This is a genomic window from Teichococcus deserti, assembly GCF_001982615.1.
In the GTDB taxonomy this organism is placed as follows: Bacteria; Pseudomonadota; Alphaproteobacteria; order Acetobacterales; family Acetobacteraceae; genus Pseudoroseomonas; species Pseudoroseomonas deserti.
This window is the reverse complement of record NZ_MLCO01000583.1, coordinates 1-763: the sequence shown is the minus strand read 5'-3', so window position 1 is coordinate 763 and position 763 is coordinate 1. Positions and strand designations below refer to the sequence as shown.

Genomic DNA, 763 nt, shown 5'->3' with positions numbered 1-763 from the left:
GCCGGCGCTGGCCGCGAAGGTCTCGGCCAGGCTGCCGCCCAGCGAAACCTGGCCTTCGGGCATGCCGGCCAGGCGCGCGACCGCAGCGCCGAGCAGGGCGATGGCCAGCAGCAGCTCGGGCCGCTTGCGCAGCAGCAGCGCGAAGGGCAGCAGCAGGGCAATGCGCCACTCATGCACCAGCGACCACAGCACCGGGTTCAGCTGGAAGCCGTCGCCATGGCGCAGCAGCAGCGCCTGGGAGGCGATGTCCGACCAGCTCCAGGGCGTGCTCCAGCTGGCGCCGCGCAGGATGTGGGGCTGGCCGAGCGGCAGCAGCCCCTGCCAGGTCAGCGACTGCAGCGCCGCCGAGAACAGCACCGCGGCCAGCACCGGCAGCCCCAGGCGGATGGCGCGCTGGGCGGCGTAATGCCCCCAGCCGAGCGGCGACAGCACGCTGCCGGGGTTCCTCTCCTCCTGCCGCAGCAAGGCGCGGGTCAGGACGAAGCCGCTGAGGACGAAGAAGAAGATGACCGCTTGGCGGCCCATGGCGATCGGGCGCAGCGGGGTTTCCGTCAGCGCCCAGTCCAGCCAGGGCGGCGTGCCGTCCAGGGTCAGCCAGGCATGGTGGAGGACGACGATCAGGGCAGCGATGCCGCGCAGCGAATCGAGCTCGACAAGACGCGAAGGAGAGGCGGCCGTCATGGTCTCCCGGTATCCGGACGGGCGCTGCCGGGGTCCGACGGGGGAAATGCCGGGGCAGGGCCAGTGGGGCGCCCTTCTGGAA

The 763-nt window shown here is 72.5% G+C and carries 1 protein-coding gene; it reads right to left on the bottom strand.

Features of this window, described 5'->3' with window-relative positions; all coding sequences use genetic code 11:
* Positions 1 to 681 (bottom strand): acyltransferase family protein (locus tag BKE38_RS30200; RefSeq protein ID WP_131829826.1); only part of this gene is annotated, 681 nt, incomplete at its 3' end.
* Positions 682 to 763: the final 82 nt, after the last annotated feature.